Source organism: Streptomyces sp. NPDC004051, assembly GCF_053604275.1.
On sequence record NZ_JBSGHG010000048.1, the window covers coordinates 16,749 to 41,146 of the forward strand.

Below are 24,398 nucleotides of genomic sequence, written 5' to 3' on the forward strand. Positions count from 1 at the left end.
GGATACGACGCACGTGGAGGGTCTGTATGCCGCTCCGGACAACGCACCACTGCCGAACGGGTGAGCAGCGGGTGACGGGCCCGTGAGAGGTGACGGTCCCGTGCCCGGACGTGCGCGGAGCGTGGCCGGACGGCACCACCCCGCGTCGCTGATACGCTGGTAGCCCGTGGACCGGTGGGCCCCTTCCCCGAAGGGGAAATCCGAACAGGGCACCCCCGAACCGCAGCGACGGCACCGCCGGAGTTCTCCGGCAGGCAGCCGCCCCGCACCCTCCAGACCGCGACCACGGGAGCCCCCTCTTGGCCATGCCAAAATCCACGACGACCAAGCACATCTTCGTCACCGGGGGTGTCGCTTCCTCTCTCGGCAAGGGCCTGACCGCCTCCAGCCTCGGCATGCTGCTCAAGGCCCGGGGTCTGCGCGTCGTGATGCAGAAGCTCGACCCGTACCTCAACGTCGACCCCGGCACGATGAACCCCTTCCAGCACGGTGAGGTGTTCGTCACCAACGACGGCGCCGAGACCGACCTGGACATCGGGCACTACGAGCGCTTCCTCGACCGTGACCTGGACGGCTCCGCCAACGTCACCACGGGACAGGTCTACTCGACGGTGATCGCCAAGGAGCGGCGCGGCGAGTACCTGGGCGACACCGTGCAGGTCATCCCGCACATCACCAACGAGATCAAGCACCGCATCCGCCGGATGGCGACGGACGAGGTCGACGTCGTGATCACCGAGGTCGGCGGCACGGTCGGCGACATCGAGTCGCTGCCGTTCCTGGAGACCGTCCGTCAGGTGCGGCACGAGGTCGGCCGCGACAACGTGTTCGTCGTCCACATCTCGCTCCTGCCGTACATCGGTCCCTCGGGCGAGCTGAAGACGAAGCCGACCCAGCACTCGGTCGCCGCGCTGCGCAACATCGGTATCCAGCCGGACGCGATCGTGCTGCGCTGCGACCGCGAGGTGCCGACCGCGATCAAGCGGAAGATCTCGCTGATGTGCGACGTCGACGAGGCCGCCGTGGTCGCCTGCCCCGACGCCCGTTCGATCTACGACATCCCGAAGGTCGTGCACGCCGAGGGCCTGGACGCCTACGTCGTGCGCAAGCTCGACCTGCCGTTCCGGGACGTGGACTGGACGACCTGGGACGACCTGCTCGACCGGGTCCACAACCCCGACCACGAGATCGTCATGGCCCTGGTCGGCAAGTACATCGACCTGCCCGACGCCTACCTGTCGGTCACCGAGGCGCTGCGCGCGGGCGGCTTCGCCAACAAGGCCCGGGTGAAGATCAAGTGGGTCGCCTCCGACGACTGCAAGACCCCGGCCGGCGCCCAGGCGCAGCTCGGTGACGTCGACGCGATCTGCATCCCCGGCGGCTTCGGGGACCGCGGGGTGCTCGGCAAGGTCGGCGCGATCCGCTACGCGCGCGAGAACCGGATTCCGCTGCTCGGTCTCTGCCTGGGGCTGCAGTGCATCGTGATCGAGGCGGCCCGCAACCTCGCGGACATCTCCGACGCCAACTCCACCGAGTTCGATCCGGCCACCTCCCACCCGGTCGTCTCCACCATGGCCGAGCAGCTCGACATCGTCGCCGGTGAGGGCGACCTGGGCGGCACGATGCGGCTCGGCATGTACCCGGCGAAGCTGGCCGAGGGCTCGATCGTGCGCGAGGTGTACGACGGCAAGGAGTACGTCGAGGAGCGCCACCGGCACCGCTACGAGGTGAACAACGCCTACCGCGCGGAGCTGGAGAAGAAGGCGGGGATCGTCTTCTCCGGCACCTCCCCGGACGGCAAGCTCGTCGAGTACGTCGAGTACCCGCGCGAGGTCCACCCGTACCTGGTCGCGACCCAGGCGCACCCGGAACTGCGGTCGCGTCCGACGCGTCCGCACCCCCTGTTCGCGGGTCTCGTCAAGGCCGCCGTCGAGCGGAAGATCTCGAAGTAGCACACCGGTTGTACGGTTGCCGGGGTGCGAACTCCCCAAGGGTGAGCACCCCGGCCGCTCTTCACACCCACCGCAATCGCACGACCCCTGTACGTCGGGAAGGACGGGCATGACGATCAAGGACACCCCGGAGGAGTGGGAGGTCCGGGAGACCCGGACCCCCTTCGTCGGCAACAAGACCTCCGTCCGCACCGACGACGTGGTCATGCCCGACGGGACCGTGGCCCACCGCGACTACCAGGTCCACCCGGGCTCCGTGGCCGTCCTCGCCCTCGACGACGCCGACCGTGTCCTGGTCCTGCGCCAGTACCGCCACCCCGTGCGCCACAAGCTGTGGGAGATCCCGGCCGGTCTGCTCGACGTGCCCGGAGAGAACCCGCTGCGCGCCGCCCAGCGGGAGCTCTACGAGGAGGCGCACGTCAAGGCCGAGGACTGGCGGGTGCTGACCGACGTCTACACCACCCCCGGCGGCTGCGACGAGGCCGTACGGATCTTCCTGGCCCGCGGGCTGTCCGAGGCCGAGGGCGACCGCTTCGAGGTCGAGGACGAAGAGGCCGACATGGAACTGGCCCGGGTGCCCGCCGCGGACCTGGTCCGCAAGGTGCTGGCCGGTGAACTGCACAACAACTGCCTGGTGGTGGGCGTCCTCTCGCTCGTCGCCGCACGGAGCGGGGACGGGCTCGACGCGCTGCGCCCCGCCGAGGCGCCGTGGCCGGCGCGCCCGTTCGAGGCCTGAACCACCCCGGCCCCTTGCGATGTGACCATCGGCTGATCCGATTGGGGGACGCGTTCGCCGCGCTCCCCACGGAACGTAGCAGAGCGTGAACTAGGCTCTGGAAAACGCCCGGTCCGGAGTCCCGGCGGGCTTGCGCGTGCGGTGGGACGGGAGTGTGGCCCGTGACGGATCAGGCGGCGGACACGGACGGTGCACGGCTCTCCCGGGGTGCTGCCGTGGGCGACCGGTTCCTGGGCCGTACCAGGGAGCTGAAGGAACTGCGCGCCGACATCGAGCGGGCGGGACTGGACACCCTCTCCGGCCGCAAGGCTCCCCGCGCGCGCGTGCTGCTCATCGCCGGCCGGCCGGGCTCGGGCCGCACGGCTCTCGGCGAGGAACTCGTACGCCAGGTCGCCGACCGGTACCCCGACGGGGTGCTGCGCGCCCGGCTGAGCGAAACCGACGGCACGCGCGTACCCGTCGAGCGCTCCGCGCGCGAACTGCTCGACGCGCTCGACGTGCCCGCCCCGGCCGGCGCCGCCGAGGACGATCTCGTCGAGGCGCTGCGGACCGCCCTCGCCGACCGCCGGACGCTGCTCCTGCTGGACGACGCGGCCGACGCCGAGCAGGTCGACGCCCTGCTGCCGGACAACCCCGACTGCCTGGTGGTCGCCGTCTCGGAGGGGCCGCTGACCGGCATCTCCGACGTCCGCCCGTGCACCCTCGGCGGCCTCGACACCAAGTCCGCCGTGGAACTGCTCTCCCGCTCCACCGGCTCGGTCCGCGTCACCGTCGACCCCCGGGCCGCGGAGAGCCTGGCCGAACAGTGCCAGGGGCAGCCGGCCGCCCTGGTCCTGGCCGGCGGCTGGCTCGCCGCCCGGCCCAAGGCCGCCGTCGCCGACCTCGCCAGGCAGCTGCACACCGACCCCGACACCGGCGCCGTCGGCGCCGCGGGCACCGCGGTCGCCCGTGTCCTCCACCTCGTGCACGCCGAACTGCCCGCGCCCGCCGCCCGGACCCTGCGCCTGCTGAGCCTGGCCCCGGCCGGCCTGGTCGACCCGCACACCGCCTCCGCGCTCGCCGGCTGCTCGGTGGGCAGCGCACGCGCCACCCTGGACGACTTCGTCTCCGTGGGCCTGCTGCACCCGGTGGGGTCGTCGCTGCCGCAGTACGAGGTGCCCTGCTGTCTGCACCCCCTGCTGCGCGATCTCGCCGAGACCCACGAACGGCCCGGGGAGCTCCAGCTGGCCCGCGCCCGCATGCTGGAGCGGACCGTGCGGCTGCTCCAGTCGTGCAGGGCCATCACCGAGACCGACAGCCCCCAGGCCCGCGAGAGACTGCTCGGGATGCCGCGCTCCCTGCGCTTCGTCACCCCCCGGGCCGCCGCCGACTGGCTGCGGGCCCGCAGGCCCGCCCTGCTGGCCTCGGCCCGGCTCGCGGTCGCCGACGGGACGCTGGACACCCTGGCCCGCCGTCTGATGTCGCAGCTGGTGCGCGCCATGGTGGCCCACTTCGGCACCCAGGCCGCCGCGAGCGACCTGTACGGCATCCACCGCCTCGTCCTCGACGTGGCCGAGCGCCGGGAACTGCCCCGCGAGAAGGCCGCGGCCCTGCTGAACCTCGGCGACCTCGACGCCCGGACCGGCCGCACGGCCGACGCGCTGGCGCGCTACCGGGCCGCGCTGGACGCCGGACGCGCGGCGAACGACCCGTACGCGACCGGCCGCGCGATGGAATCCGTGGGGGGCGCCCATCTGGAGCTCGGGGACTTCGACCGGGCCGCCGACTGGTTCGGGCGGGCCCTCGCCGAGCGGCTCGCCCGGGACGAGCGCGCGGACGCCGCCCGCCTCTACGGCCGGATCGCCGCCGCCCACACCTACGTCGGCCGCTACGGCGAGGCGCTGCGGAACTGGCGGGCGGCGGTCGCCGGGTACCGCAAGAGCGGCGATGTGGCCGCCCAGGCGCGGGCGCTGAGCGAACTGGCCCGGGTCCAGGAGTACGCGGGCCGGCCCGAGGAGTCGCTGCGCACCTGCCGGGAGGCGGTGGAATGGGCCCGGCGGGCCGAGGACACCCGGCTGCAGGCGGCGCTGCACCTGCGGCTCGCCGACACCTTCGAGCACCTCGGCGACCCCGCCTCGGCCGCGCTGCACCGGGAGACGGCCGAGCGGATGCTGCGGGAGGAGGCCGAGGCGTCCGACGTGTCCGAAGCGGCCGAGGCGTCCGGAACCGCCCCGGAGCGAGAAGGCGGCGCCTGCGAAATCCGTGGTGTTCCCGCGGAAGACTGATGCTTTGCGAGGCCGGACAGTGGTACGGCCTTCGTCGAGACGGTGATGCGGCGCTGTCTCCGGCGGTCCCCCGGTGCGCGCGCGGGCGCCGGGGTATGAGTAGTGATACCTCATGCCCTGCGTATCCTGCGAACTCTCCTGCGAACCGAGGACCGTGATCGATGTGAAGGTCGGCATCCCCCGCGAGGTCAAGAACAACGAGTTCCGGGTGGCCATCACCCCCGCCGGCGTGCACGAACTGGTGCGCCACGGCCATCAGGTCGTCATCGAGCGCGGCGCGGGCGCCGGCTCCTCGATCCCGGACGGCGAGTACATCGCCGCGGGAGGGCAGATACTGGACACCGCCGACGAGGTCTGGGCAGCCGCCGACCTGCTGCTGAAGGTCAAGGAGCCGACCCCCGCGGAGTACCGCCTGCTGCGCAAGGACCAGACGCTCTTCACCTATCTGCACCTGGCCGCCTCCAGGGAGTGCACGGACGCACTGCTGGCGGCCGGCACCACCGCGATCGCCTACGAGACCGTCGAGCTGCCCGGCCGCGTGCTGCCGCTGCTCGCGCCCATGTCCGAGGTCGCGGGGCGGCTCTCCGCCCAGGTCGGCGCCTACCACCTGATGCGGGCCGGCGGCGGCCGCGGTGTGCTGCCCGGCGGAGTCCCCGGGGTGCAGGCCGCCCGGGCCGTCGTCATCGGCGGAGGAGTGTCCGGCTGGAACGCCGTGGAGATCGCCGTCGGCATGGGGTTCCACGTGACCCTGCTCGACAAGGACGTCGACAGACTCCGTGAGGCCGACCGGGTCTTCGGCACGAGGATCCAGACCGTCGTCTCCAACGCCTTCCAGCTGGAGACGGCCTGTCTGGAGGCCGATCTGGTGATCGGCGCGGTGCTGATCCCCGGCGCCAGGGCGCCGAAGCTGGTCACCAACGACCTCGTCGCACGGATGAAGACCGGAAGTGTCCTTGTCGACATCGCGATCGACCAGGGCGGCTGCTTCGAGGACTCCCGCCCGACCACGCACACCGAGCCGACCTTCACGGTCCACGAGTCGGTCTTCTACTGCGTCGCCAACATGCCCGGCGCGGTGCCCAACACGTCCACCTACGCCCTCACCAACGCCACGCTGCCCTACGTCGTCGAACTCGCCGACCGCGGCTGGGCGGAGGCGCTGCGCCGCGACCCCGCGCTCGCCAAGGGCCTCAACACGCATGACGGCAAGGTCGTGTACCGGGAAGTCGCCGAAGCCCACGGCCTGGACCACGTGGAAGTCGCCGCGCTGCTCGACTGAACCCGCGGGCGGAGGGGAAGGTGACCTCCGGGCGTCAAGTCGACCAAGTCACCGACCGGTAAAGGCGATACGTCAACCGGTTTCACCAACGCGGCCGACTCGGCCCGGCCTTGCCCGACAGGTCCGGCGCGATGTGTGTATGGTCACTTCACGGATCCAGGACAACTCGCCTCGAACGTAACGCTTCCGCCGATTCGCACACCGGTGAAACCTGCTGTGCGACGGTCGTACGCCCTTGACAGAGGGATGTTTCATTGTCGACACATCGGGCCGGGTCCGGCGGATTGTGTTGCTGCGGACCGCCGACACGCCATAGAGTCGCCAACCGTCGGCATGATGCCACGCTGACCTGTCTAGAAGTTTCCTGGTCACCAAGGAGGTAAGACGACTTGTGAATGAGTCGACATTTACTCCCGGGGGTGGTCAACCAGGAATGCCTGCACGGGACCGGGGTCCCGCGGGGTTCGCTGCTGTCGGCTCCGTCGCCGTGCACACCTTCGCAGCCCAACAGAGTCAGCAGGCGACTCTCACTGCACACCCGAGCATGGATGGCCATCACGTGAACGCCATGGCCGGCGACGGAAGTGGCGCGCCCCACAACCAACTCGCCGACTACGACGAACTGCCCGAGGGGCATTTCTACGACCCTGACGCCGAGTACGAGCCGGATCCCGAGTACGCGGCCACCCTCGCGCCCGACGCTGCCCGCCAGCGCCGTGAGCGCGTCGGCCCGACCGGCCGCCCGCTGCCGTACTTCCCGATCCCGGGCCCGCTGACCGACCACGGCCCCGCGAAGATCATCGCGATGTGCAACCAGAAGGGCGGCGTCGGCAAGACGACGTCGACCATCAACCTGGGTGCCGCGCTCGCCGAGTACGGCCGCCGGGTGCTGCTCGTCGACTTCGACCCGCAGGGCGCGCTGTCGGTCGGGCTCGGCGTCAACCCGATGGAACTCGACCTCACCGTCTACAACCTGCTCATGGAGCGGGGCATGGCGGCCGACGAGGTGCTGCTGAAGACGGCGGTCCCCAACATGGACCTGCTGCCCAGCAACATCGACCTGTCGGCGGCCGAGGTGCAGCTCGTCTCCGAGGTCGCCCGCGAGTCGACGCTGCAGCGCGCGCTGAAGCCGCTCATGGACGACTACGACTACATCGTGATCGACTGCCAGCCCTCGCTCGGCCTGCTCACGGTCAACGCGCTGACGGCGGCGCACAAGGTGATCGTGCCGCTGGAGTGCGAGTTCTTCGCCCTGCGCGGCGTGGCGCTGCTCACCGAGACCATCGAGAAGGTCCAGGAACGGCTCAACCCCGAGCTGGAGCTCGACGGGATCCTCGCCACGATGTACGACTCGCGCACGGTGCACAGCCGCGAGGTGCTCGCGCGCGTCGTCGAGGCGTTCGACGACCACGTCTACCACACGGTCATCGGGCGCACGGTCCGCTTCCCGGAGACGACCGTCGCCGGTGAGCCGATCACCACGTATGCGTCCAACTCCGTCGGCGCCGCCGCCTATCGCCAGCTTGCCAGGGAGGTGCTCGCCCGGTGTCACGCCGAGTGAGTCTGCCGGGAGCCGACGAACTCTTCCGTACGACAGGGGGGATGGCGCTCCAGCCGTCCACGCCGAGGCGCCAGGCGGGCGGCGAGGCCCGGATCCCCGCTCCCGCGGGGGAGGGCGGCGCGGCCCAGGACGACACTCCGCAGTCGGTGCCCGCGCAGGGCGGCGACGGCGAGGGCGCCGAGCACGTCGCCACGGAGCCCGAGCCGGCCGAGGCCGCCGAGTCCCGCAGCCGCACCGCGCCGGAGCGCCCCGCGCGACGGCGGGGGACGCAGCAGGGGGCGACGGGCTCCGCGGGTTCTGTCGGTTCCGCCGGCACGGCCGCCGAGGCGGCCCCGCGCAAGCGCGCGAGAGCGGCGGCGCGACGGCCCAGTGGACGTGAGCGGCACGACGAGAAGATCACGGTGTACGTGTCCGCCGAGGAGCTCATGGACCTCGAGCACGCCCGTCTGGTGCTCCGGGGCGAGCACGGACTGGCCGTCGACCGGGGCCGGATCGTCCGCGAGGCGGTCGCCGTGGTCCTCGCCGACCTGGAGTCCCGCGGGGACGCCAGCATCCTCGTACGGCGCCTGCGCGGGCGGTAGCGGTAGCCTGCGGAGGCCATGACCTCGAACGACACCCCCGCCACCGGCCACGGCCCGCGGCCCGGCCGCCGGCGCGCGCTGGGGCGGGGGCCGGGGGCCGCGCCTCCGGCAGAGGCCCGGGCTCCGGTTCCTGCTCCCGCCCCCGTGCCCGCTCCGGCGGCCACGGAGGACCGACCGGACGCCGAAAGCGCCGAAGAGACCGGAAGCGCCGGGGGCGCCGGGGAGGGCGACGGCAGGTTCAAGGTCCGGCTGTCGAACTTCGAGGGACCGTTCGACCTGCTGCTTCAGCTGATCTCGAAGCACAAGATGGACGTCACCGAGGTCGCGCTCTCCGAGGTGACCGACGAGTTCATGGCGTACATCCGGGCGCTGGGCCCGGAGTGGGACCTGGACGAGACGACCGAGTTCCTGGTCGTGGCGGCCACCCTGCTCGATCTCAAGGCGGCCCGCCTGCTGCCCGTCGCCGAGGTGGAGGACGAGGCGGACCTCGCCCTGCTGGAGGCCCGGGACCTGTTGTTCGCCCGCCTGCTCCAGTACCGGGCGTACAAACGGATCGCGGAGATCTTCAGCGGGCGGCTCGACGACGAGGCCCGGCGCCACCCCCGGACCGCGGGGCTCGAGCCGCACCACGCCGAGCTGCTGCCCGAGGTCGTCCTCGACATCGGCGCGGAGGGGTTCGCCAGGCTCGCCGTCAAGGCGATGCAGCCCAGGCCCGAACCGCAGGTGTACGTCGACCACATCCACGCGCCGCTGGTCAGCGTGCAGGAGCAGGCTGCGATCGTCGTGGCGCGGCTGAGGGAACTCGGCGAGGCCGGTTTCCGGGAGCTGATCGAGGACACCGACGACACGCTGACCGTCGTCGCCCGGTTCCTCGCGCTCCTGGAGCTGTACCGGGAGAAGGCCGTCGCCCTCGAGCAGGAGACCGCGCTCGCCGAGCTGACCGTGCGCTGGACCGGCGGCGACGGGGACGTCACCCCCACCGTCACGGACGAGTTCGACCGGCCGCCCGAGCCGCCGGGGGAACCGGAGGAGGCGGGGGAGCCGGAGGGACGACCGGAGGAGGAGAAGGCGTGAGCGAGGACACGAGCGACGTTCCCGCGGGGCTGCGCACCGTCGCGGACCTCGACCTCGGGCCCGCTCTGGAGGCGGTCCTCATGGTCGTGGACGAGCCCGTGACCGAGGAGCACCTGGCGAAGACACTGGAACGGCCGAGACGCCTGATCGCGGACGCGTTGCGCGCGCTGGCCGACGAGTACACCGCCCAGGGGCGCGGCTTCGAGCTGCGGCTCGTCGCCGGCGGCTGGCGCTTCTACAGCCGCCCCGAGTACGCCGCGGCCGTCGAGGGCTTCGTCCTGGACGGCCGGCAGGCCCGGCTCACCCAGGCCGCCCTGGAGACCCTCGCCGTGGTCGCCTACCGCCAGCCGGTCAGCCGCAGCCGGGTCTCCGCCGTGCGCGGAGTGAACTGCGACGGGGTCATGCGCACCCTGCTGCAGCGCGGTCTGGTCGAGGAGGCGGGCACGGAACCCGAAACAGGTGCGATCCTGTACACGACGACGAACTACTTCCTGGAGCGGATGGGCCTGCGCGGTCTGGACGAGCTCCCGGAGCTCGCGCCCTTCCTCCCGGAGGCGGAGGCGATCGAGGCCGAGACCCAGGAAGCCGTACCGTCGTTCGATCCGGACGCCCCGGACCCGGACGACGGTCCCCCTACGAACACGGAATTGTGATGCGAAGCAGCGGCAAGAGCGGCGGACGCGGTAACCCCCGCGGTGCAGGCGGCAACAGGGACCAGAGGCAGGGGCAGGGCCGCCCCGGCAAACCCCGCCCCGAGGAGCGCCGCTACGACGTGGGCCCCGAGGGAGCCAAGGAGGGGCCCAAGTCCGGCCGTGGCGGCGCCAAGCCGTCGTCCCAGAAGGGCGGCGGCCGGGGCGGTCGCACCCTCCCCGGGCGTTCACGCGAGTACGAGACGCGGATGGAGGAGCGCAACCGCGACCGGTACGCGGGCAAGAAGGACGTGAAGCCCCCGAAGACCTTCCCGGGCGCCGAGCAGGAGGGCGAGCGGCTGCAGAAGGTGCTCGCCCGCGCGGGGTACGGCTCCCGGCGCGCCTGCGAGGAACTGATCGAGCAGGCGCGGGTCGAGGTCAACGGCGAGATCGTGCTGGAGCAGGGCCGCCGGGTCGACCCCGAGAAGGACGAGGTCAAGGTGGACGGGCTGACCGTCGCCACCCAGTCCTACCAGTTCTTCTCGCTGAACAAGCCCGCCGGCGTCGTCTCCACCATGGAGGACCCCGACGGGCGTCAGTGCCTCGGCGACTACGTCACCAACCGCGAGACCCGGCTGTTCCACGTCGGCCGGCTCGACACCGAGACCGAGGGCGTCATCCTGCTCACCAACCACGGTGAGCTGGCACACCGGCTGACCCACCCGAGGTACGGGGTGAAGAAGACCTACCTCGCGCACATCATCGGGCCGGTCCCGCGCGACCTGGGCAAACGGCTGAAGGACGGCATCCAGCTGGAGGACGGTTACGCGCGCGCGGACCACTTCCGCATCGTCGAGCAGACCGGCAGGAACTACCTCGTCGAGGTGACCCTGCACGAGGGCCGCAAGCACATCGTGCGCCGCATGCTCGCGGAGGCCGGCTTCCCGGTCGACAAGCTGGTGCGCACGGCGTTCGGGCCGATCACCCTGGGCGACCAGAAGTCGGGCTGGCTGCGCCGGCTGTCGAACACTGAGGTCGGCATGTTGATGCAGGAGGTCGAGCTCTAGGGGCTTGCCGCCGGGCCGCACCCCCTTTTTTATGGTCAGGGCGACCATAAAAAGGGGGTGCGGCTCATGGACGGCTACGACAAGTACGCCTTCGAGCCCTTCGCCGTCACCGCCGACCTCGCCGTGTTCACGATCCGCGGGGGCGCGCTGCACGTGCTGCTCGTCGAGCGCGGCCAGGAGCCGTACGCCGGGCGGTGGGCGCTTTTGGGAGGCTTCGTCCGGCCGGAGGAGTCCGCCGAGAGCGCCGCGCGGCGCGAGCTGGGCGAGGAGACCGGGCTGACGGACGTGTCCGGGCTGCATCTGGAGCAGCTGCGGACCTACAGCGAACCCGGCCGGGACCCGCGGATGCGCGTCGTGTCCGTGGCCTTCGCCGCACTGCTGCCCCACGCTCCCGAGGCGCACGGCGGCAGCGACGCGGCACAGGCCCGCTGGACGCCGTACGACTGTGCGCGCAAGCTCGCCTTCGACCACGACCGGATCCTGGCCGACGCCCGGGAGCGCGTCGGCGCCAAGCTCGAGTACACCTGCCTCGCCACCGCCTTCTGTCCGCCCGAGTTCACCCTCGGGGAGCTGCGGCAGGTCTACGAGACCGTGTGGGGCACCGCGCTCGACCGGCCCAACTTCCGGCGCAAGGTGCTCGCCACCCCGGGCTTCGTCGAGGCCGTCCCGGGCGCCGCGCGCCTCACCGGCGGCCGGGGCAAACCCGCCGCGCTGTACCGCGCGGGCACCGCCGTCACCCTCCACCCGCCACTGCTCCGGCCGGCTCCGGAAGGACGTCCCGCGTGACCACGACCACCGTCACCAAGCGCGCCGTGACAGGCGCGCTCACCGGACTCGCCCTGGGGGACGCACTGGGCTTCCCGACCGAGTTCATCGGCGTACCGAAGATCCTGGACCGGTACGGGACCTGGCGGGCGATGGAGTTGCCCACTCCTGCCCGCGTCACCGATGACACCCAGATGACGCCGGCGCTCGGCAGGGGGCTGCGGACGGCCGTGGACCGGGGCATGCTCACCCCGAAAGGGCTGGAGCGTCCGGCGCGCGAGGAGTTCGTGGAGTGGTACCGCTCGCCCGAGAACAACCGGGCACCGGGGCGGACCTGTCTCACAGCGTGCGGTCCGCTGCAGAGCGCTCTCCCCTGGCAGGACGCCTTCCAGGTCGGCTCCAAGGGCTGCGGCGCCGACATGCGGGTCGCCCCCACAGGCCTGGCCCCGGCCTGACCGGCGAACAGCACGCGGGCGCCGCCCAGTTGCAGGCAGCCCTCACCCGCGGGCACCCGACCGCGCTCGCCGCCTCCGACCTCACCGCCCACGCCGTACGACTGCTCGCCCAGGGCGCCGAACCCACCGGCCTGATCGGCCTGTTGCGTTCCTACGCCTACGAGAACCGCACCCGCTACCACGAGTTCTGGCTCGGTGACCTGTGGACCCGCGCCCAGGACCCCGCCCCCGAGCACTTCATCGCGCGCGGCTGGGACGAGTGCCTGGCCGTCCTGGAGCGCCTCCGGCACGTCGTGCGCACCGTCTCGCCGGAGACCGACCCGTGCCTGGCGACGGGGGAGGGCTGGATCACGGAGGAGGCACTGGCGACCGGCCTGCTCTGCTTCCCGCTCTTCGTCGACGAACCGCTCACCGCTCTGCGCCGCGCCGCCTGCACCGCGGGCGACTCCGACTCGATCGCCTGCCTGGCGGGCGCCTTCGCCGGCGCCCACCTGGGCGCCGACGCCTGGCCCGCCGCGTGGGCGGACCGCGTCGAGCACCGCGAGGAGCCGCCGGCGCTCGGCACGCTCTGGGACGCCCGTTCCTAGCCCGCCCGGAGGGCCGAGGCGCGGCGGGTGCGGACGAGGAAGTCCTCCACCCGCCGGCGGTCCGGTTCCGCGGGGAGCGGGCTGTGACGGGCGGCCTCCCCGGCCTCCCGCTCCAGGCGCGTCATCCGTGCCTGGACCTCGGACCAGGCGACCTCGCCCCGCTTCACCGCGAGCAGCGACGCGCGCTCCTCGCCCACGTCGATCGTGAGGGCGCCCGTACGGAGGACATCGCGGGCGGAGGCCAGCAGACGGAGCAGATGCATGGCGTGCTTCCAGCGGGGCGCCCCGTGGGCGCGGACGCCGGCCTCCAGCTTGCGGCGCTGGCTGTGGGCGTACCCGGTGAACGTCTCGTGGACCCGGCGGGAGAGGAACGCGCCGCGCAGGGCGAGCAGCTCGCGCCCGGTGTCGTCGGCGTGCTCCACGAGCGGTGAGTGCAGGCACTCCAGGATGTTCGGGTCGGCCCGCAGCGCCAGCTCGCAGAAGCGTTCCAGCTCCCAGCTGAACTGCTCCTCGGCCGGTCCCTCGACATGGGGCGGCGGCTTCTCGAAGCGCCAGAACAGGGGAGTGGGGGCGAGGAAGACGCCCCGGCGGTCGGTGTCGCTGCCCTCCGTGGCCAGACCGAAGGCACGCGACCCCATGACGCAGGCGTAGACGGTGTGGTCGCGGACCAGGTGCTCGGAGCGCATGCCCGGGAGCGTATGCGGCGGTCCACGCCAGGCGAATCGAATTTCCCTCCACCGGACCACCGACGTCTCGGCGGGCGGGCACCGCACGCCGAGCGCGTCCGTTCTGACTAGGCTGGACGACCGACACCCACGTCGGTGTGCCGACGAGCGAACACTCCGGCACACCCGTACACCAGCGCACCAGCAAGGAGCATCGTCGTGGCGGTACGAGCGGTCCGGGGCGCCGTCCAGCTCGAGCGGGACGAGTCCGGCCACATGGAGGAGAGGGTCGGAGCCCTGCTCACCGCTGTTCTGCAGCGCAACGATCTGGTCGTGGACGACCTGATCAGCATCTGGTTCACGGCCACGCCCGACCTGCACTCCGATTTCCCGGCCGCCGCCGCCCGCAAGCTCGGCATCGTCGACGTCCCCCTGATCTGCGCCCAGGAACTGGACATCGAGGGAGCCATGCCCCGCGTCGTCCGCATCCTTGTGCACGTCGAGTCCGACTTGCCGCGTGCCGACATCGCCCATGTGTACCTCGGTGCCGCGGCGGCCCTGCGCAAGGACATCGCCCAGTGAGAAGCGCACTCGTCATCGGCACCGGGCTGATCGGCACGTCCGCCGCCCTCGCCCTGTCCCGGCGGGGCGTCGTCGTCCACCTCGTCGACCACGACCCGGAGCAGGCCCGTACGGCCGCCGCGCTCGGCGCCGGCACCGACCGGGAGCCGGAGGGCCCGGTGGACCTGGCGATCGTCGCCGCCCCGCCCGCCCATGTGGCCGACGTCCTCGCCGAGGCCATGAGCCGTGGTGCGGCGCGCGGCTACATCGACGTCGCCAGCGTGAAGGGCGGCCCGCGCCGCGAGCTCGAGGAGCGGGGGCTCGACCTGTCGGCGTACATCGGCACCCACCCCATGTCCGGCCGGGAGAAGTCCGGCCCGCTGGCCGCCGGCGCGGATCTCTTCGAGGGCCGCCCGTGGGTGCTCACCCCCACCCGGGACAGCGACACCGAGGTGCTGAACCTCGCCCTCGAGCTGGTCTCGCACTGCAGGGCCGTGCCGGTCGTCATGGACGCCGACGCCCACGACCGTGCCGTGGCCCTCGTCTCCCACATGCCGCACCTGGTGTCCAGCATGGTCGCCGCGCGCCTGGAGCACGCCGAGGAGGCCGCCGTACGGCTGTGCGGGCAGGGCATCCGGGACGTGACCCGGATCGCCGGCTCGGACCCCCGGATGTGGATCGACATCCTCTCCGCGAATCCCGGACCGGTCGCCGACCTGCTCACCGACGTCGCCGCCGACCTGGAGCAGACGGTGCGGTCCCTGCGCGCGCTGCAGTCCTCCGACGAGGACAAGCGCCGCGAGGGCAGCGCCGGCGTCGCGGGCGTGCTGCGCCGGGGCAACGCCGGCCGGATCCGGGTCCCCGGCAAGCACGGCTCCGCGCCGCGCGTCTACGAGGTCGTGGCGGTGCTCATCGACGACCAGCCGGGTCAGCTGGCCCGCATCTTCGCCGACGCGGGACGCGCGGGCGTCAACATCGAGGACGTGCGCATCGAGCACGCGACCGGACAGCAGACCGGTCTGATGCAGCTCATGGTGGAACCCGACGCGGCCCCGGTGCTCACCGCGGCGCTCCGGGAGCGGGGCTGGGCGATCCGCCAGTAGGCACCCGCCGGAAGCGGTACGGGCGGTGCGTCCCGCGACAGCGCCCGTACCGCTTCCGGGGCCCTGCGCGCAGCCGGGAACGGGCAGGGCCGATCGAGGGACATACACCCAGTAACCTTGTCCAGGGCAGTCGCGCCCCGCTCCCCGTCAGCCAGGTCCAGGAAGGTCCCCACTGTGGAAAGCGCCACGCCAGTGATTGTCGCCATCGACGGTCCGTCCGGCACGGGCAAGTCGAGCACGTCGAAGGCCGTGGCGGCACAGCTCGGCCTGAGCTACCTGGACACCGGCGCCCAGTACCGGGCGATCACGTGGTGGATGGTCGCCAACGGCATCGACATCACCGACCCCTCCGCGATCGCCGCCGTGGCCGGCAAGCCCGAGATCGTCTCCGGCACCGACCCGGCGGGACCGACCATAACCGTCGACGGTGTCGACGTGGCCGGTCCGATCCGCGAGCAGGACGTCACCTCCAAGGTCAGCGCCGTCAGCGCGGTCCCCGAGGTGCGTTCCCGGATCACCGAGCTGCAGCGCACGATCGCCGGCTCCGCCGTCACCGGCATCGTCGTCGAGGGCCGCGACATCGGGACCACCGTGCTGCCCGACGCCGACCTGAAGATCTTCCTCACCGCCTCCCCGGAGGCGCGCGCGGCCCGCCGCAGCGGTGAGCTGAAGGGCGCCGACCTGCACACCACCCGCGAGGCCCTGATCAAGCGGGACGCGGCCGACTCCAGCCGCAAGACCTCCCCGCTGGCCAAGGCGGACGACGCGGTCGAGGTGGACACCACCGACCTGACACTGAAGCAGGTCATCGAGTGTGTCGTCACCCTCGTCGAGGAGAAGCGAGCCGGACGGTGACCGCACTTCCGTCGGCGCGGGGCGCCGAGGTCGGGCGGCGGATCGGCGTCGGCCTGATGTACGGGCTGTGGAAGCCGCGCGTGCTGGGCGCCTGGCGGGTGCCCGCGACCGGTCCGGTGGTGCTCGCCGTGAACCACTCCCACAACATCGACGGACCGATGGTCATGGGCGTGGCGCCCCGGCCGACGCACTTCCTGATCAAGAAGGAGGCGTTCGTCGGACCGCTCGACCCGTTCCTGACCGGCATCGGCCAGGTGAAGGTGGACCGGGAGACCACCGACCGCACGGCGATCTCCCGGGCACTCGGCGTCCTGCGGGAGGGCGGCGTCCTCGGCATCTTCCCCGAAGGCACCCGGGGCGAGGGAGACTTCGCCTCGTTGCGCGCGGGGCTCGCGTACTTCGCCGTACGCGGCGGCGCGCCGATCGTGCCCGTCGCCGTGCTGGGAAGTTCCGAGCGGAGCGGACGGTTGATAAAGGGGCTGCCCCCGCTGCGCTCCCGGGTCGACGTCGTCTTCGGCGACCCGTTCGACGCGGGCGACGGCGACGGCCGCCGCACCCGCAAGGCGCTGGACGCGGCCACCGAGCGGATCCAGAAGCAGCTCACCGCGCACCTGGAAAACGCCAGACGCCTCACCGGGCGCTAGGCGACACTGAGTAGTGGATCACCCGGAACCGGGCATTCCACCGACCACCACGATGGACAACGAGGTACGGACTTCATGAACGACCACATCCAGCCCGACGGCTCGGCCGAGCACGAGCACGATCACGGGGCGCTCGGTGACGCCGAGTTCGCGGAGTTCATGGAGCTCGCCGCGGAGGAAGGCTTCGACCTCGAGGACGTCGAGGGCGCCATCGAGGCCGCCGGGCACGGCCCGCTGCCCGTGCTCGCCGTCGTCGGACGCCCCAACGTCGGCAAGTCGACCCTGGTGAACCGCATCATCGGCCGCCGCGAGGCCGTCGTCGAGGACAAGCCCGGCGTCACCCGCGACCGCGTCACCTACGAGGCCGAGTGGGCCGGCCGCCGCTTCAAGGTCGTCGACACCGGCGGCTGGGAGCAGGACGTCCTCGGCATCGACGCCTCCGTGGCGGCGCAGGCCGAGTACGCGATCGAGGCGGCCGACGCCGTGGTGTTCGTGGTGGACGCCAAGGTCGGCGCGACCGACACCGACGAGGCCGTCGTCCGGCTGCTGCGCAAGGCGGGCAAGCCGGTCGTCCTGTGCGCCAACAAGGTGGACGGCCCGAGCGGTGAGGCCGACGCCTCCTACCTGTGGTCCCTGGGCCTGGGCGAGCCGCACCCCGTCTCGGCCCTGCACGGCCGCGGCACCGGCGACATGCTGGACCGGATCCTGGAAGCGCTGCCGGAGGCGCCGGCGCAGACCTTCGGCACCGCGGTCGGCGGCCCCCGCCGGGTCGCCCTGATCGGCCGCCCGAACGTCGGCAAGTCCTCCCTGCTGAACAAGGTCGCCGGCGAGGAGCGCGTCGTCGTCAACGAGATCGCCGGCACCACCCGCGACCCGGTCGACGAGCTGATCCAGCTGGGTGGAAAGACCTGGAAGTTCGTCGACACCGCGGGCATCCGCAAGCGCGTCCACCTGCAGCAGGGCGCCGACTACTACGCCTCGCTGCGCACCGCCGCCGCCGTCGAGAAGGCCGAGGTGGCCGTCGTCCTGCTCGACGCCGCCGACACCATCTCGGTGCAGGACCAGCGCATCGTCACCATGGCCGTCGAGGCGGGGCGGGCGCTCGTCCTGGCCTTCAACAAGTGGGACACCCTCGACGAGGAACGCCGCTACTACCTGGAGCGGGAGATCGAGACCGAACTCGGCCAGGTGACGTGGGCACCGCGGGTGAACGTGTCGGCCCGCACCGGACGCCACATGGAGAAGCTGGTCCCGGCGATCGAGACGGCCCTGGCGGGCTGGGAGACCCGGGTCCCGACGGGCAGGCTGAACGCCTTCCTCGGCGAGCTGGTCGCCTCCCACCCGCACCCCGTGCGGGGCGGCAAGCAGCCGCGCATCCTGTTCGGCACGCAGGCCGGCACCAAGCCGCCGCGGTTCGTCCTGTTCGCCTCCGGCTTCATCGAGGCGGGTTACCGGCGCTTCATCGAGCGTCGGCTGCGCGAGGAGTTCGGCTTCGAGGGCACGCCGATCCACATCTCGGTGCGGGTGCGCGAGAAGCGCGGCAAGAAGAAGTGACCCGACGGCACGCGGGGTGAAGCAGGGTGAAGGGGGCGGTCCCGACCGGGACCGCCCCCTTCACCCTGCGGGGCCGACGGGCTCGGCGACCCTCGGTCAGGCCTCCCGGCGCGGGGCCGGGGGCAGCGCCGCCGGCACGTGGTGCATCCCGATGGCGTGCCGGCCGACCGCTGTGACCTGCTGCCACTGCGGCTGCTGCCCGGCGGTCCGACGGGCACTGCCCGCCCCCGCCTCGTAGGCGCCGTACGACCCGCCGCCGAAGGTCCCCGAACCGTGGCCGACGGACGAGTCCGCACCGCCGGACGGGCTCGTTCTGTGCGGGATGCTTCCGAAGGCGGTGAAGCCCAGTTTGTCCTCGCCGCTGCGGTCGCCCGGCAGTGAGCGGAAGGACTTCACGTACTCGGCGTAGAGCGCGTCGTAGATCGGCGTGGCCGAAGGGCCGCCCGGGGAGCCCTGGGCAGACCGCACCGGGGCGGGGACCAGCGGGAAGGCCTGGCGGCGGGGAGCGTCGTATGCGTGCACATATCTCCCAACGACCCCGCCCGGCAAGGGATGCGGCCCCTGTGGGGTTTTCGCCGGTCAGCGGCGGCTCGGCAGCCGCTCAGAGACCGGCCAGCGGCAGGGCCGCCGCGACCAGCCTCCCGTTCGCCGCCGCCCGGTCCAGGGCGTCGCGCAGCAGGTCCTCGCGCGGCTGACGGCCGATCGAGCCGACCGGGGCCGCGAACAGCAGCACCTGCTGGTGCTTGTTGGCGGCCGTCCGCCAGCCCTCGGTGACCTGGAGCGGCTGGTGCGCCTGCCACCAGGCCACCGGCTGCCCGCCGTTCGGGTTCGGCTGGAGCACCGCGTGCAGCTGGCCCATGGCCAGCAGGACCGACCAGCCGTGCAGCACGGGCGGTGTGGTGGACAGCTCGGTCACGGGGACGAATCCCTGCTCGATGAGCAGGGGCAGGAATTCGTCGCCGGACGCGAGCGAACCGGGGCGTGCGACCGGTGCGGTCGGCTCGACGACCAGGGCCGGGTGCAGTTCCCCGGCGACCAGGACCAGTCCGCTGGTCACGCCGAGCACGGCCTGCTCCGGTACGACCTGCTCCGGTGCGACGTGTCCCGGTGGGGCGTAGGCGGCCTGTACGGGGGGTGCGGCCGGTGCGGGCGCGGTGTCGTTTCCGCCGATGGACCGCACGGCGCCCTGGAGCTGCTCCTCGGTGACCTGGACGACCTGCGAGGGCAGGCAGGTGGAGTGGGCGAAGGCGAGGACGGCGGTCTCCTCCCCGATGAACAGGACTGTGCTGGTGCGCTCCTGCTCCGGGTCGCCCGGGGTGCGGCAGGAGGTGCAGTCGTAGCCGCCCGGGGCGGAATCTCCGGCGAGCAGGCGGTCGGCTTCTTCGTCGCCGATCTCGGCGCGTACCTCGTCGCTGACGTCGAGCATGCGCGGCACGGGTGACTCCCTCGGGATGCGGTGCGTGGACGAGGCCGGGGGGCTCCCGGCCCGTGGTCCGGGCGGGTCCCCGGCTCACACAGAAGACAACGGGCGATCCGCGGGGGGAGTCACGCCCTGAAGCGAACGGAATCGAACCATCTGGCGCACCCGGTCACTTCCGGCACGGAATCGGACACTCATCGTCAACTGCCTTCGGTTTCAAAGGTGTTGCCCGGAGAGAACAGCTCGCGGAGCGTCCGGCGTGTCGGTCGGTAAATCAGGAAATAGGGGAATAAAGTGGGTGTCCGGAAACTGACGCTACTTAGGGTAAAGGTGAACTGGCCTGGGAGGACGGGGAGTTGCTTGATCCTGCCGGTTCGGGCGTTGGCGCACGGCGTCTCGTGACGTGGTGGCGGCGCTCCGCCTTGGGGGACCCCGAGTCCTTGGAGAGGGAACTACATGTTCGAATGCGCCGGCGACATCCGCGGCAACAACCACGACGATGCCCACGACGGCGAGCGAAAGGCTCAGAAGCCCCGTACGGCGGCGGTGCTGGCCGGCGCGGTGCTGCTCGCTCCCCTCGGGCTGCTGGCCGGGGCCGACAACGCCACGGCGGCGGACAGCGGAGTGTGGGACCGCATCGCGCAGTGCGAGAGCGGCGGCAACTGGCACACGAGCACCGGCAACGGCCACTACGGCGGGCTGCAGTTCACCGCATCCACCTGGCGCGCGTTCGGCGGCACGGCCTATGCGCCGACCGCCGACCGGGCCACCAAGGAGCAGCAGATCGCCGTCGCCGCCAAGGTCCAGCAGGTCCAGGGGTGGGGCGCCTGGCCCACCTGCTCGGTACGCGCCGGGGCGACCGGGAGCGCACCCGCCGCCGGCCCGGCGCCCGTCGGGAAGGAGCCGGCGCAGTCGTCGGGCGAGGCGAAACAGGACTCGTCCGGCGGCCACTACACCGTCCGCAAGGGCGACACGCTGAGCGGCATCGCCGCCCGGCACGGGACCACCTGGCAGCGGCTGTACGCCGCCAACGATGACGTCATCGGCGGCGATCCCGACCTGATCATGCCCGGACAGCGCCTCGCGCTCTGAACCGCCCGGGTGGACCGGAGGCCCAGGTGAGGCCCGGTCGCCCGTGGTGAAGCCCCCCGTCCGGCCGGCTGCCGGTACTCGGCCGGCCGGACGGGGCCTTCGGCGTCGGGCCGGGCGCCGGAACCGGCGGCCGGGCTGCTGTTTCCCGTCATGTCCGCCCGCCCGCCCGAACCGCCGCGGAGCATGTGAGGGAAGCGCGAACAATCTGTGCGGATGACGCCTCCGCGGGCGTGCGGACGGCGAAATGTGCGAGGCCCCGGACGTTTCTTCCGGGAACCGCGCCAGGTTTATCCGCGCCCCCGGTACGAGGCTCGGGAATTGTCCGCGACCTCCTCCGGAAGAGGTGTCGAATCACCCATTCGTGTGATGGTTGCGGGCATAAACGCCTGTCGTGATCCTGTGACAGAAGTGTGACCACCGGGGGATGTCGGAGCGTGTTCCCGGCCGGGCCTTCCCCGTCCGCCGGGCAGGGCATAGCGTGACCGTATGGCACCCATTCCGACACCCTCCGCCGAACCCGACGACAGCCCCGACGCCTATGTGGGCCTGCCCGCGGACCGCGCCGAGCGACTCGCGCGCGAGCGCGGCTGGTCGACGGTGCGGGCGCTGCCGCCGGGGGCGATCATCACCATGGAGTACCTCGTGGGACGGCTGAACTTCGAGGTGCGGGACGGCAGCGTGGCGCGTTCCTGGAAGGGCTGAGGCACGGCGGCGCCCCGGGATCCGCCAGGGAATCCGTCAGGAGCGGGCCGACGGCGCGCTGCCGCGCGGATGGCGTTCCCCGTGCGACGGGCGGCGGCTGCCCGCCGGGCTGACCGGACTGCGCTCCGCCCGGCCCAGGTGCGGGCCGGGCGCCAGGTAGACGGGAGACCGGGTGGCGGAACGGGACGCGGAGACCGGCTCGGGGACCGCGGTGTCCTCGCGGTCGGTGAGGGGCTTGAGCGTGACCGGCGCCGCGGCGGGCAGGGGGGCGGCGGGCGCCGTACGGCCCCGACGCGCGTACCGGCGCTCGCGCCAGCGGTCGCGCCAGTCGAAGATCCGGTCCTCGGTGCGGGCGATCATCGGCTCGAACCAGGGCAGCGCCAGCAGGATCAGCAGGCCGGCCACCCAGCCGAGCAGTACGTCGCTCAGCCAGTGGGTGCCGAGGTAGACGGTGGACAGGCCGACACCGAGCGAGGTCACCGCGGAGAGGGCGGACAGCCAGCGCCGCGCTCTCGGAGTGGAGGCCAGATAGGCCAGGATTCCCCAGGTCACCACGGCGTTGGCGGTGTGGCCGCTGGGAAATATGCTGCCGCCGAGCCACATCTCGCTGGACCCGATCTCGGTGGCGTAGTGCGGTCCGAGGCGCCCCATGCCGTACTTCGCGGCACCGACGGTGATGTTGAGCAGCAACAGGGAGACCCCGAGCGCGAGCAGCGGACGCAGCGTGTGCTGCCGCCAGGAGCGCCAGCCCAGCCAGGCGGCGACCATCACCGCGGTCGGGCCGCGCTGGCCGAGCACCACGTAGTAGTCGACGAAGGCGTGGAGCTGTGCCCACTGCTCGTAGGGGCGGAAGAACATCACCCGCCAGTCCAGCCGGACCAGCCAGGACGTGATGACGACGGCCCACACGATCGCCACGTAGAAGGCCAGGGCGGAGCCGAAGAGCACCGTCCGGTGCCGGCTCATTCGGGGCATGTCGATGTGAGCCGGTCGTTCCGGCTCACGATCCAGCCTCGCGAACACCCGGTCCAGACGGGTGGGCTTACGTTCGGTACGCACCCAATCGACGTTACAGGGAGTGAACGCGCGGCCCCGCCGAACCGGCGGCTTTGTGATGACGATGTGATGTGGGATTGCTCTCAAGGTGACCTTTGTTCTTGGTGAATCGGCAATCCCCGAACATTGTTTCCCTGAATTCTTTTGATCATTCGGGGGTGCGGATTTATCGCGCTTTTGGAATTCGTTCACCAGGCGATGGTGCGGAATTTCCCCGGTGCTCACCGCCGGTGGCCGGGGCGGGAGCGGCTCAGGGCGGGCCGGAACCGTTCAGCCAGAAGGCGCCGTAGACCGCCGAGGACACCGCGACGGACACCACCACCAGCGCCGACCTGGGCGTACGCAGCCGGGCCAGGCCCTGTGCGGGGGGCAGCAGCAACGGGAAGGCGGGCATGAGCAGACGCGGCTTCGAGCCGAAGTAACTCGACGCGCACAGGGCGAGGGCGGTGACGACGCCGGCGTACACCAGCAGGGGCAGCGGCTGGCGCCGCCGTACGCAGACCACGTACAGCCACACCAGCAGACCGACCCCGAGGACCAGTCCGAGGCCCGCCAGGGCCGACGGGAACGAGGTGAACTTCTCGAGGGCGAACCGGGCGAAGGCGTAACCCCCGTCGAACCCGTTCCGCCAGCCGGCCTGCACGTCGAGATACCCGAACGGCCCCTTTCCGGTCCGGTGGCCGACCCACAGAACGTAACCGGCGGCGCCGAGCGGAGCGAGGAACATGCCGAGCGCCCGGCGGACGCCGACGCCGGGGGCGCTCGGCGGCACGTGCGCGCCCTCGGGCGAGGAAACACGCCGGGTGTCCTCGTGCGGGGCGGCGCGTTCCGCGGAGCGCGCGCCGCCCGCCGGTGCCGCGCCCCGGCTTCCCCCTAACGAGCGGAAGCCGGCGGGGGAGCGGCGGCCGTGCGCGAGGGAGGCGATGCCCGCCGCCCAGACCGCCGCGACCACCGCCAGCCCCACCGGGCGGGTCAGCCCGGCCAGACCCGCCAGCACCCCGGCCGTCACCCAGCGCCCGGTCAGCACCGCGTACAGCGACCACGCGGCGAGTGCCGTGAACAGGGACTCGCTGTACGCCATCGACTGGACGACACCGACCGGCAGCACCGCCCAGAGCAGCACCGCGCACAGTCCCACCCGGGGCCCGTACACATGGTCCGCCACCGCGAAGATCCCCCAGGCGGCGGCGAGCGAGGCCAGTACGGCGACGGCGAAGCCCCCGTCGGCGTACGACAGCGGGGACACCGCCGCCAGCAGCCGCTCCAACCAGGGGAGCAGGGGGAAGAAGGCCAGGTTCGAGTGCACGTCCCCGTTCGGGAGGCGCACCTCGTAGCCGTACCCCAGCTCGGCGATCCCCGTGTACCAGAGCGCGTCCCAGCGGGCCGTCAGCAGGGTGTACGCGCTCTTGCCGCGCGTCTCGCTCCACAGCGCCAGGACGACCAGCCCCAGGGCGCGCACGGCCGCGTACCCGAGGAGCGCCGGCGCGGCCCGGCGCAGCGGGCCGGGGCGGGACGACGGGGCACGCGTCTCGAGATCGGTCACGGGCCCGATTATCGACCGGGCGCGTGGCGAATCGGTTCGGCGGAGCGCCCTCCCCGTGGGAGGCGGGCCGCCCACGGGGAGGGGCGATCCTGCAGGACGCACGGGCCCCGGAGACGACCGGAAGGCGCCGGAAGCGACCGGAAGCGACCCGAAAGAAAGTGGTGTACGCCACACGTTTCTGCCGAATCTGTGAGAGGCCCGCCACTCGATACCACCGTTCCCTCGCGTACGCTGACGTGTCACTCGCCGTTCG

The 24,398-nt window shown here is 72.1% G+C and carries 22 protein-coding genes and 1 pseudogene; 18 read left to right on the forward strand and 5 right to left on the reverse strand.

The annotated features are described in order from the left end of the window. Nucleotides 1-305: 305 nt before the first annotated feature. The 11 genes and pseudogenes from ACWEQO_RS31555 to ACWEQO_RS31605 all read left to right on the forward strand — a co-directional run bounded on the left by ACWEQO_RS31555 (nucleotide 306) and on the right by ACWEQO_RS31605 (nucleotide 12,950). A complete protein-coding gene (locus ACWEQO_RS31555) occupies nucleotides 306-1,952 on the forward strand; it encodes a CTP synthase (RefSeq protein WP_361460572.1) in 1,647 nt (548 codons plus the stop codon). 109 nt (nucleotides 1,953-2,061) lie between these two features. After that, on the forward strand, nucleotides 2,062-2,688 hold the full coding sequence (locus ACWEQO_RS31560; RefSeq protein ID WP_361460574.1) for an NUDIX hydrolase: 627 nt from the start codon (nucleotides 2,062-2,064) through the stop codon (nucleotides 2,686-2,688). Between the two features lie 161 nt (nucleotides 2,689-2,849). Continuing rightward, nucleotides 2,850-4,952 (forward strand): tetratricopeptide repeat protein, encoded by a 2,103-nt coding sequence (locus ACWEQO_RS31565; protein WP_452986071.1) that lies wholly within the window; start codon nucleotides 2,850-2,852, stop codon nucleotides 4,950-4,952. A 154-nt stretch (nucleotides 4,953-5,106) separates the two neighbouring features. Then, a complete protein-coding gene (gene ald, locus ACWEQO_RS31570; RefSeq protein ID WP_452986084.1) occupies nucleotides 5,107-6,231 on the forward strand; it encodes an alanine dehydrogenase in 1,125 nt (374 codons plus the stop codon). Between the two features lie 433 nt (nucleotides 6,232-6,664). Further along, nucleotides 6,665-7,792 (forward strand): ParA family protein, encoded by a 1,128-nt coding sequence (locus ACWEQO_RS31575; RefSeq protein WP_202280511.1) that lies wholly within the window; start codon nucleotides 6,665-6,667, stop codon nucleotides 7,790-7,792. Next, complete coding sequence (locus ACWEQO_RS31580; protein ID WP_361460578.1) at nucleotides 7,777-8,373, forward strand: hypothetical protein; 597 nt, start codon at nucleotides 7,777-7,779, stop codon at nucleotides 8,371-8,373. The genes ACWEQO_RS31575 and ACWEQO_RS31580 overlap by 16 nt, the downstream gene beginning before the upstream one ends. An 18-nt stretch (nucleotides 8,374-8,391) precedes the next feature. Continuing rightward, complete coding sequence (locus ACWEQO_RS31585; protein WP_452986072.1) at nucleotides 8,392-9,447, forward strand: segregation and condensation protein A; 1,056 nt, start codon at nucleotides 8,392-8,394, stop codon at nucleotides 9,445-9,447. After that, nucleotides 9,444-10,100, forward strand: coding sequence for an SMC-Scp complex subunit ScpB (gene scpB / locus ACWEQO_RS31590; protein ID WP_361460582.1), 657 nt, complete (start codon nucleotides 9,444-9,446; stop codon nucleotides 10,098-10,100). Before ACWEQO_RS31585 ends, scpB begins: the two co-directional genes overlap by 4 nt. Then, nucleotides 10,100-11,143, forward strand: coding sequence for a pseudouridine synthase (locus ACWEQO_RS31595; protein ID WP_361460583.1), 1,044 nt, complete (start codon nucleotides 10,100-10,102; stop codon nucleotides 11,141-11,143). Before scpB ends, ACWEQO_RS31595 begins: the two co-directional genes overlap by 1 nt. A gap of 66 nt (nucleotides 11,144-11,209) precedes the next feature. Beyond that, complete coding sequence (locus tag ACWEQO_RS31600; RefSeq protein WP_452986073.1) at nucleotides 11,210-11,929, forward strand: NUDIX hydrolase; 720 nt, start codon at nucleotides 11,210-11,212, stop codon at nucleotides 11,927-11,929. Continuing rightward, nucleotides 11,926-12,950, forward strand: a pseudogene (locus ACWEQO_RS31605) (ADP-ribosylglycohydrolase family protein). Before ACWEQO_RS31600 ends, ACWEQO_RS31605 begins: the two are co-directional and overlap by 4 nt. Here the strand turns inward: ACWEQO_RS31605 and ACWEQO_RS31610 are convergent. After that, the gene (locus ACWEQO_RS31610) at nucleotides 12,947-13,636 is read right to left on the reverse strand and encodes a nucleotidyltransferase domain-containing protein (RefSeq protein ID WP_361460586.1); all 690 of its coding nucleotides are present in this window, start codon (nucleotides 13,634-13,636) and stop codon (nucleotides 12,947-12,949) included. The pseudogene ACWEQO_RS31605 and the gene ACWEQO_RS31610 overlap by 4 nt on opposite strands. Before the next feature lie 198 nt (nucleotides 13,637-13,834). Between ACWEQO_RS31610 and aroH the strand changes: the two genes are divergently transcribed. The 5 genes from aroH (at nucleotide 13,835) to der (ending at nucleotide 18,332) form a co-directional block, all read left to right on the forward strand. Next, nucleotides 13,835-14,197, forward strand: coding sequence for a chorismate mutase (aroH, locus tag ACWEQO_RS31615; protein ID WP_361460588.1), 363 nt, complete (start codon nucleotides 13,835-13,837; stop codon nucleotides 14,195-14,197). Further along, nucleotides 14,194-15,279, forward strand: coding sequence for a prephenate dehydrogenase (locus ACWEQO_RS31620; RefSeq protein WP_361460590.1), 1,086 nt, complete (start codon nucleotides 14,194-14,196; stop codon nucleotides 15,277-15,279). The genes aroH and ACWEQO_RS31620 overlap by 4 nt, the downstream gene beginning before the upstream one ends. A gap of 174 nt (nucleotides 15,280-15,453) precedes the next feature. Next, nucleotides 15,454-16,134, forward strand: coding sequence for a (d)CMP kinase (cmk, locus tag ACWEQO_RS31625; RefSeq protein WP_361460591.1), 681 nt, complete (start codon nucleotides 15,454-15,456; stop codon nucleotides 16,132-16,134). Next, nucleotides 16,131-16,778, forward strand: coding sequence for a lysophospholipid acyltransferase family protein (locus ACWEQO_RS31630; RefSeq protein WP_452986074.1), 648 nt, complete (start codon nucleotides 16,131-16,133; stop codon nucleotides 16,776-16,778). The genes cmk and ACWEQO_RS31630 overlap by 4 nt, the downstream gene beginning before the upstream one ends. A gap of 75 nt (nucleotides 16,779-16,853) precedes the next feature. After that, nucleotides 16,854-18,332: a ribosome biogenesis GTPase Der gene (der, locus tag ACWEQO_RS31635; protein WP_452986075.1), complete on the forward strand. Its 1,479-nt coding sequence runs from the start codon at nucleotides 16,854-16,856 to the stop codon at nucleotides 18,330-18,332. Between the two features lie 96 nt (nucleotides 18,333-18,428). Here the strand turns inward: der and ACWEQO_RS31640 are convergent, their stop codons facing one another. Then, the gene (locus ACWEQO_RS31640) at nucleotides 18,429-18,854 is read right to left on the reverse strand and encodes a hypothetical protein (protein ID WP_361460597.1); all 426 of its coding nucleotides are present in this window, start codon (nucleotides 18,852-18,854) and stop codon (nucleotides 18,429-18,431) included. 79 nt (nucleotides 18,855-18,933) lie between these two features. Next, nucleotides 18,934-19,767 (reverse strand): hypothetical protein, encoded by an 834-nt coding sequence (locus ACWEQO_RS31645; RefSeq protein WP_452986076.1) that lies wholly within the window; start codon nucleotides 19,765-19,767, stop codon nucleotides 18,934-18,936. Between the two features lie 441 nt (nucleotides 19,768-20,208). On the opposite strand from ACWEQO_RS31645, the gene ACWEQO_RS31650 reads away from it, so the two are divergent. Both ACWEQO_RS31650 and ACWEQO_RS31655 read left to right on the forward strand, forming a co-directional pair. Then, nucleotides 20,209-20,844, forward strand: a complete 636-nt coding sequence (locus ACWEQO_RS31650; protein WP_361460600.1) for a transglycosylase family protein — start codon at nucleotides 20,209-20,211, stop codon at nucleotides 20,842-20,844. A gap of 486 nt (nucleotides 20,845-21,330) precedes the next feature. Continuing rightward, entirely contained in the window at nucleotides 21,331-21,546 is a 216-nt protein-coding gene (locus ACWEQO_RS31655; RefSeq protein ID WP_361460602.1) for an I78 family peptidase inhibitor, read from the forward strand. Between the two features lie 36 nt (nucleotides 21,547-21,582). Here ACWEQO_RS31655 and ACWEQO_RS31660 read toward each other — a convergent pair whose 3' ends face one another. Together ACWEQO_RS31660 and ACWEQO_RS31665 are read right to left on the reverse strand one after the other, a co-directional pair. Further along, on the reverse strand, nucleotides 21,583-22,605 hold the full coding sequence (locus tag ACWEQO_RS31660) for a phosphatase PAP2 family protein (RefSeq protein WP_452986077.1): 1,023 nt from the start codon (nucleotides 22,603-22,605) through the stop codon (nucleotides 21,583-21,585). 247 nt (nucleotides 22,606-22,852) lie between these two features. Continuing rightward, nucleotides 22,853-24,145, reverse strand: a complete 1,293-nt coding sequence (locus ACWEQO_RS31665; protein WP_452986078.1) for a glycosyltransferase family 39 protein — start codon at nucleotides 24,143-24,145, stop codon at nucleotides 22,853-22,855. Nucleotides 24,146-24,398: the final 253 nt, after the last annotated feature.

Coding starts and splice junctions, on each gene's coding strand:
- ACWEQO_RS31600 (WP_452986073.1), top strand. CDS start 11,210: ATGGACGGCTACGACAAGTACGCCTTCGAGCCCTTCGCCGTCACCGCC.
- ACWEQO_RS31555 (WP_361460572.1), top strand. CDS start 306: ATGCCAAAATCCACGACGACCAAGCACATCTTCGTCACCGGGGGTGTC.
- ACWEQO_RS31610 (WP_361460586.1), bottom strand. CDS start 13,636: ATGCGCTCCGAGCACCTGGTCCGCGACCACACCGTCTACGCCTGCGTC.
- ACWEQO_RS31655 (WP_361460602.1), top strand. CDS start 21,331: ATGGCACCCATTCCGACACCCTCCGCCGAACCCGACGACAGCCCCGAC.
- ACWEQO_RS31560 (WP_361460574.1), top strand. CDS start 2,062: ATGACGATCAAGGACACCCCGGAGGAGTGGGAGGTCCGGGAGACCCGG.
- der (WP_452986075.1), top strand. CDS start 16,854: ATGAACGACCACATCCAGCCCGACGGCTCGGCCGAGCACGAGCACGAT.
- ACWEQO_RS31585 (WP_452986072.1), top strand. CDS start 8,392: ATGACCTCGAACGACACCCCCGCCACCGGCCACGGCCCGCGGCCCGGC.
- ACWEQO_RS31575 (WP_202280511.1), top strand. CDS start 6,665: ATGCCTGCACGGGACCGGGGTCCCGCGGGGTTCGCTGCTGTCGGCTCC.
- ACWEQO_RS31650 (WP_361460600.1), top strand. CDS start 20,209: ATGTTCGAATGCGCCGGCGACATCCGCGGCAACAACCACGACGATGCC.
- ACWEQO_RS31595 (WP_361460583.1), top strand. CDS start 10,100: ATGCGAAGCAGCGGCAAGAGCGGCGGACGCGGTAACCCCCGCGGTGCA.